Annotated in this window: 1 protein-coding gene and 1 pseudogene; one reads left to right on the plus strand and one right to left on the minus strand. The window is 66.1% G+C overall.

All coding sequences use genetic code 11. The features are described from left to right. Positions 1-775: alanine dehydrogenase (locus tag ACOJUJ_RS16010; protein ID WP_420127899.1), on the plus strand; the 775-nt coding region annotated here is incomplete at its 5' end. A 368-nt stretch (positions 776-1,143) separates the two neighbouring features. Here ACOJUJ_RS16010 and ACOJUJ_RS16015 read toward each other — a convergent pair. Further along, a pseudogene (locus tag ACOJUJ_RS16015) lies at positions 1,144-1,348 on the minus strand (IS110 family transposase); the annotation flags it as partial.

A 1,348-nucleotide genomic window follows, 5' to 3' on the forward strand; every position in this document is an offset into this window, starting at 1 on the left:
CGTGGCGTACGAGACGGTGCAGCTGCCCACCGGCGAGCTGCCCCTGCTCACGCCCATGTCCGAGGTCGCGGGGCGGATGGCCATCCAGGCCGGCGCCAAGTACCTGGAGAAGTTCTACGGCGGCCGCGGCATGCTGCTGGGCGGCGTGCCGGGTGTGGCCCCGGCCGAGGTGGTGATCATCGGCGGCGGCGTGGTGGGCACCAACGCGGCCAAGATGGCGGCCGGCCTGGGCGCCCGCGTCACCATTCTGGACACTTCGCTGGAGCGCCTGCGCTACCTGAGCGACGTGATGCCCGCCAACGTGGAGATGATCTACAGCAACCGGCACAACCTGATGGAGCGCGTCGAGGCGGCCGACCTGGTCGTCGGCGCGGTGCTGCTGCCGGGCGCCAAGGCCCCCAAGCTCATCAAGCGCGCGGACCTCAAGAACATGAAGAACGGGGCCGTGATCGTGGACGTGGCGGTGGATCAGGGTGGCTGCGTGGAGACCATCCGCCCCACCACGCACGAGGACCCCATCTACGAGATCGACGGGGTGATCCACTACGGCGTGGCCAACATGCCCGGCGGCGTGCCGCGCACCAGCACGCTGGCGCTGACCAACGCCACCTTCCCGTACGCGCAGCGGCTTGCCCGTCTGGGTTGGAAGGAAGCCTGCCGCGCCGATCCGGCGCTGGCGCTGGGGCTGAACGTGGTGAACGGCAAGGTGACGTATCCCGGCGTGGCCGAGGCGTTCGACCTGCCGTACACGCCCGTGGAGCAGGTCCTGGCCTGAGGCTTCAAGCAGCGGCGGACAAAGAGACGGCTCGCGCATGCGGGCCGTCTCTTTTTTGGTGTGGATGGATAACGGGGGCGCACTGTCAAACTGGTGTTGAGAAACCTCAGCTGTTCCTCCAGAAGTACACTGTCATCCTGAGGGAGCACACGCCTGAACCATCATGCCCACAAGAGCTTGCGCGCGACCCAAGGATCTTTGTCGGGTCGCGCGAGGCCCAGCCACCGGAGGCCGTTCGGGTTCCTCCCCCTCATACCAAATCCGGCAAAACACCTCACTTCAAGTCGGACTACAGGAAACAGAGGTCAGAGTACAGAGACATCTGAGGTGGTCCGTCAACGGTTGCGTATGTGGCGGACCGCCTTCGTTCAGGCCGGTGCCGGGACGCCGAGTCGCTTCACCAGGGGTGAGCGGCGTGCCCAGAGCGATTGAATGTAGCGCGCCTCGTCGTACGGAATGTGCTCTTTCCAGCAGTGGTAGATGATGCGGATCCACTTGAAAGCCAGCGCACGTATGGCGGCGTGGTGCGACTTGCCGCGCTCTCGCTGCAGGTCGTAGTAGGCCCGGGCCCAC

Source organism: Longimicrobium sp., assembly GCF_048594345.1.
In the GTDB taxonomy this organism is placed as follows: domain Bacteria; phylum Gemmatimonadota; class Gemmatimonadetes; order Longimicrobiales; family Longimicrobiaceae; genus Longimicrobium.